Here is a 5,690-nt window from a genome sequence, read left to right on the forward strand (position 1 = left end):
ACGCCCCTAAAACAAAATGGCTAATACTGAGCACCCCTGTGCCGGCCCATAGGTCGCGCACCGGTGCCCAAGCAAAACGGGCACTGAGCTGGCACCAACCTGAGTCAGTACAGCACAGTGCCCGTTCGCGGCCGAAGCCATAAGCAGTGGGCCCTGAGGCCCAGCCGCCGGAATCCGGCGACCCAGTCAGTCCTTATTCGGGAACGACAGACAGCTTCAATGTAGCGGTAACGTCGGTGTGAACCTGCACGTCGATTTCGTACTCACCCACTTCGCGCAGGGCGCCCTCGGGCAGACGAACTTCAGACTTGTCGATTTCAACACCTGCGGCAGTCGCGGCATCGGCGATGTCGCGTGTACCGATAGAACCAAACAGCTTACCTTCGTCGCCAGCATTGGCTTCAATGGTAATGGCCAGCTCGTTCACCTTGGCGGCGCGGGCTTCCGCTTCAGCCAATTTCGCGGCAGCGGCTGCTTCCAGTTCGGCGCGACGGGCTTCGAACTCTGCAACATTCGCTGCAGTTGCCATGATTGCTTTACCCTGCGGCAGCAGGAAATTGCGGCCATAACCAGACTTAACAACAACTTTGTCGCCAATTTTGCCCAGTTTGCCTACTTTTTCGAGCAGAATAACTTCCATCTCGGTATTCCTCTAAATTTGCAATTCGATTGCATCAATCGTTGGAAGGTGGATTCACGTTCAAACGATTACGTAAGTTTAACCACGTGTCGGCTATACCCAGACAGGCGATGGCGACAGTCAAGGGCCCCACTAAAAAGAGCCCGATATACAACATCACCAGCCAGGTAACGGCCATTTTGCGCGCATGCACAATGGCATGAATCAACGCGATACCCGCAAGCAACAGTGGCAGCGAAAATACGCTGGCCCACGCCTGGTAACCCGCAGGTTGCATCAGGCAGTAAACCGCGGCCGCCGCGCACACCAAGGCTTGAACCGGTGCCAGGCGCAGCTGGTGAAACTCCTGGCGAAAACCGCCGGGGTTATACAGCTTTGCCTGTGCCCAGCGGGCCAACAACACACTGCCCAGGCTGCTTAACGCCAGCACATAGGCAATGAGGCCCAGCACAAAGGTGCCGTCGGGGCTAGCAATCGGTGCGCCTTCTGGCGCGTTTGACTGCAGCTCCCGCATCAAGTTACCCAGCGCGTCGGTCAGGCTTTGCACCGGGTTTGGCAAAGTGATTGCCAACACCCAGGCGCCCGCCACCGACAGCGCCACTAAACCGGTCAGTGCACGCGACCAAGAAATGGTCAATCGCAACACCTGGGCCGCCAAAAACACGACCAACAATCCGATTAAGGTAACAAAGGGCATCAACGGCCCCATGTCGCTCACACCCTGACTCGCTAACACCAGGGTAAACAGGGCGGGCATCATGGCCCACACCAGGGTCAGGGAGCCCTCATAGGCGCCCTTGCGCAGACTGACCAAGGCAACCACGGCCGGACTGACCAGTGGAAACCAGCTGCCGATTAACGCTACGGTTGCCGCCTGAAGACGGCCACGCATAATGAATTCCAGCAGTGCCTGCACGCTAAAACGGTCTTACTCGTGGCTGTCGGTGTAAGGCAGCAGGGCCAGAACGCGCGCGCGCTTGATCGCGGTTGCCAACTGACGCTGGTACTTGGCCTTGGTACCGGTAATACGGCTTGGAACAATCTTGCCGGTTTCTGAAACATATGCTTTCAGAGTTTCCAGATCTTTGTAGTCGATCTGCTTCACGCCTTCGGCGCTGAAACGGCAGAACTTACGACGACGGAAAAAACGTGCCATGGTGGAACTCCTTATTCGTCAGTGCTGTCTTCGTCAGCGTCGCTATTGTCGTCGCTGTCGTTTGATTCATCCGCATCATTGCGCGTGTCGCGGCGAGTGTCGGCACGGTGCTTGCGCTCGCGACCTTCTTTCTCGGCTTTCATGATGGGGGATTCTTCGGTGATAGCTTCGTCCTGACGGATCACCAGGTTACGCAGAACGGCGTCGTTGTAACGGAAGTTGGTGTTCAGTTCTTCCAAAGCAGCTTCACTGCACTCGACGTTCATCAGAACGTAGTGAGCTTTGTGAATCTTGTTGATGGAGTAGGCCAGCTGGCGACGACCCCAGTCTTCCAAACGATGCACCTGACCGCCATCTTGAGTGATGGTAGCGGTGTAGCGCTCGATCATACCGGGCACCTGCTCGCTCTGGTCCGGATGAACCAGAAAAACGATTTCGTAATGACGCATTTATAGCTCCTTACGGGTTACGCCTCCCACACAATTGCGGTGAGGCAAGGAGAGCTGGACAAAATCCAGCCAGTTTTAGGGCCGCGCATTGTATGCGAGGCCGGCAAGTGATGCAAGTTTGATCAATCAGTCCGCTAGCGGCCCGCGCGGCGTTGGCGCACCGCCTCGAACAGGCAGACGCCAGTGGCCACCGACACATTCAGGCTAGACACCTCGCCCGCCATGGGGATGCTGATTAGGCCATCGCAGGTTTCGCGGGTCAGGCGGCGCAGGCCGTCGCCCTCGGCGCCCATAACGATGCCCAGCGGGCCGGTTAAATCGGCTTGGTACAGGCTGACGGTGGCCTCGCCGGCCGCGCCCTGAAACCAGACCCCGGCGTCGCGCAGCTTGTTGAGGGTGCGCGCCAAATTGGTGACTGGCACCAGCGGCAACACCTCGGCGGCGCCGCAGGCCACCTTGCGGGCCACACCCGTGAGGCTGGCGGAGTTGTCCTTGGGCACAATCACCGCGTGCACGCCGGCGGCCTCGGCGCTGCGCAGGCAGGCGCCCAGGTTGTGTGGATCGGTCACGCCGTCCAATACCAGCAGGAAGGCCGGCGCCTCGAGCCGCTCGATCAACTTAAGCAGAAACGCTTCGTCGTGCACCTCGCCGGGATCGCACTCGGCCACGACGCCCTGGTGATTGCCGTCCACCAGGGCATCCAGCTTGGCCCGGCTCCAGCGCTCAAGGCTGATACCCTCGCGCTCGGCGAAGCTCACGACCTTTTGCAGCTTTTGGTCGTCGCGGCCCGTGAGCAGCATCAATTTGCGAATGCGCTGAGGCGCGCTTTTCAGTAGCGCCTGCACCGAGTGCAGGCCGTAGATCAACTCTGTTTTCATGTGCGTTTACGGGGTTTCGCTGAGGTTTTACGCGCGGCAGCTTTACCGCCGGGCTTGGCTGCGCCACTGGCTTTGCGCTTGCCGGTTTTTTCAGATTTGGCCGTGGTCGCCTTGGTTGCAGCGCCGCGCACCTTGCCACCGGCCTTGGCCGCCGGCTTGGCTCGACCGCCCCGCGCGGGCTTGGCGTCGGCCTTGTCGGCGCGCGCGCGACCCTTTTTCTTAACGTCCTGACGCAGGCTTTTAGCGCCCTTCTTAGTGGGGCCGGGCTTGCGCTTGTTCAGCACCTGCACCAGCTCAAAGTCCACCTTGCGCTCGTCTAGATCAACGCGCACCACTTTGACCTCCAGCTCGTCGCCCAACTGGAACACCTGGCGCGTGCGCTCGCCCACCATGCGGTGATGGGCGGCGTCGTGGTGGTAGTAGTCGTGCGGCAGACTGGTGACATGCACCAGGCCATCGGTGTGCAACTCTTTTAGCTCCACAAACAGGCCAAAGCCGGTGACACCGCTGACCACGCCCTCGAAGTTTTCACCCACCCGATCTTGCAGGTACTCGCATTTCAGCCAGCTCATTACATCGCGCGTGGCATCGTCGGCGCGCCTCTCGGTGAGCGAGCAACCCTCGCCCAACACCAGCAGATCGTCCAGGTTGTAGGGGTAGATTTTTGCCTTGGGCAGCGGCGCGACACCCTTAACCCGCACCACCTGATTGCTATCTTGGCTCGATCGAATGACGGCGCGAATGGCGCGGTGCACCAGCAAATCGGGGTAGCGGCGAATGGGCGAGGTGAAGTGCGCGTAGGCACTGTAGCCCAGGCCAAAGTGGCCGCCATTTTCCGGCTGGTAGACGGCTTGGCTGAGGCTGCGCAGCATTACCATTTGAATCACATTGGCATCGGGCCGGCCCTCGATGGCCTGCAGTACCGACTGGTAATCCGATGGCGTCGGCGCGCCCACGCCCGGCAGATCCAGGCCGAGCTCGCCCAGGAATTCGCGCAGGTTTTCCAGCTTCTGATCAGCGGGTCCCTTGTGCACCCGGTACAGGCCCGGAATCTTGTGCTTATCGAGGAAACGCGCGGCGCACACATTGGCCGCCAGCATGCACTCTTCGATCAACTTGTGGGCATCGTTGCGCACCACCGGCACTATGCGGTCAATTTTTCGCTCGCGATTGAAAATGATGCGGGTTTCAACGGTTTCAAAATCGATGGCACCGCGCTCGTCGCGCGCCTTGCGCAGGGCCCGGTACAGCCGGTGCAATTCGCGGATTTGCGGCATCCGCTCGCCCAGCGCACCCAGCTCTTTGCGCTTGCGCCCAAGCAGGGTGTCCACAATTTTGCGGCCAGTGGAGCGCGAGTCCACGTCGGCCGCCAAGGCCTCGCCCACCTGGTTGTAGGTGAGCCGTGCGTGGGAGTGCATCACCCCTTCGTAAAACTTATAGCCGCTGATTTTACCGGCGCTGGAGATGGTCATCTCGCACACCATGCACAGGCGGTCAACCTGGGGGTTAAGCGAGCACAGGCCGTTGGACAGGGCCTCGGGCAGCATAGGCACCACAAAATCCGGGAAGTACACAGAATTACCGCGCACCACCGCCTCTTGGTCCAGGGCCGAGCCCACCGTTACATAGTGGGAGACATCGGCGATGGCCACGAACAGCCGCCAGCCGCCCGATTTTTTGGGCTCGCAGTAGACGGCGTCATCAAAGTCGCGCGCATCTTCGCCATCGATGGTAACAAAGGGCAGATGACGTACATCCACCCGGCCCTGTTTATCTTGCTCCAAGACTTCCGGCGCGATGGCCTCGGCCTCTTTGCGCACCGCCGACGGCCACATGTGGGGGATGCCGTGGGCGCGAATAGCCACATCGATTTCCATACCCGGCGCCATATGGTTGCCCAGCACTTCCATCACGCGGCCCTGCGGGTTCTGCTTGCGGCCGGGCTGACAGGTGATTTCTACCACCACCATCTGGCCGTCGGCCGCGCCGGATAAATCGTCGGGGGCCACCAGTATGTCGTGCAGTATGCGGGGGTTTTCCGGCCGCACAAACGCCACGCCCTGCTCGTGCACCAAGCGCCCCACCACCTGATTGGTGTTGTGAGCAATCACTTCCACGATAACGCCCTCTGTGCGGCCGCGGTTGTCGGTACCGCTAATACGCACCAGCACTTCGTCGCCATCAAACACTTTGCGCATCTGGCGGTTGTATAAATAGATATCCTCGCCGCCCTCGGCGGGGATCAGAAAGCCATAGCCGTCTTTATGGCCCTGCACGCGACCGCGAATCAGGTCGACTTTATTAATGACCGCGTAACCGCCTTTGCGGTTGGTAATCAATTGGCCGTCGCGCTCCATCGCGATCAAGCGGCGGCGCAGGGCCTCGCGATCGTCGTCGGAAGTCAAATTCAGGGCAAATGCCACTTCATCGTAGGTCAGCGGGCCGTTGGCGTTATTTAAAAGCTCGGCGATATATTCGCGACTGGGGATGGGGTTTTCGTATTTGTCGGCCTCTCGGCGGGCGAAGGGGTCTTGCTTAGTGGATCGTTTCTTGATCAATACTCTTTC

6 protein-coding genes are annotated in these 5,690 nt (G+C 59.8%); all 6 read right to left on the reverse strand.

The window, feature by feature from the left end:
* Positions 1–193 precede the first annotated feature (193 nt).
* Positions 194–640 carry a 50S ribosomal protein L9 gene (gene rplI / locus ACW8F6_RS02480; protein ID WP_491574260.1) on the reverse strand — a complete coding sequence of 149 codons (447 nt, stop codon included), beginning with the start codon at positions 638–640 and terminating at the stop codon, positions 194–196.
* A 34-nt stretch (positions 641–674) separates the two neighbouring features.
* Positions 675–1,532 (reverse strand): hypothetical protein, encoded by an 858-nt coding sequence (locus tag ACW8F6_RS02485; protein ID WP_491574261.1) that lies wholly within the window; start codon positions 1,530–1,532, stop codon positions 675–677.
* A 36-nt stretch (positions 1,533–1,568) separates the two neighbouring features.
* Positions 1,569–1,796, reverse strand: coding sequence for a 30S ribosomal protein S18 (rpsR, locus tag ACW8F6_RS02490; protein WP_183911075.1), 228 nt, complete (start codon positions 1,794–1,796; stop codon positions 1,569–1,571).
* An 11-nt stretch (positions 1,797–1,807) separates the two neighbouring features.
* Positions 1,808–2,245: a 30S ribosomal protein S6 gene (rpsF, locus tag ACW8F6_RS02495; RefSeq protein ID WP_491574262.1), complete on the reverse strand. Its 438-nt coding sequence runs from the start codon at positions 2,243–2,245 to the stop codon at positions 1,808–1,810.
* A gap of 134 nt (positions 2,246–2,379) precedes the next feature.
* Positions 2,380–3,123 carry a 23S rRNA (guanosine(2251)-2'-O)-methyltransferase RlmB gene (gene rlmB, locus ACW8F6_RS02500; protein WP_491574263.1) on the reverse strand — a complete coding sequence of 248 codons (744 nt, stop codon included), beginning with the start codon at positions 3,121–3,123 and terminating at the stop codon, positions 2,380–2,382.
* Positions 3,120–5,681, reverse strand: coding sequence for a ribonuclease R (gene rnr, locus ACW8F6_RS02505; RefSeq protein WP_491574264.1), 2,562 nt, complete (start codon positions 5,679–5,681; stop codon positions 3,120–3,122). Before rnr ends, rlmB begins: the two co-directional genes overlap by 4 nt.
* Between the last annotated feature and the right edge of the window lie 9 nt (positions 5,682–5,690).

Source organism: Simiduia sp. (assembly GCF_058345725.1).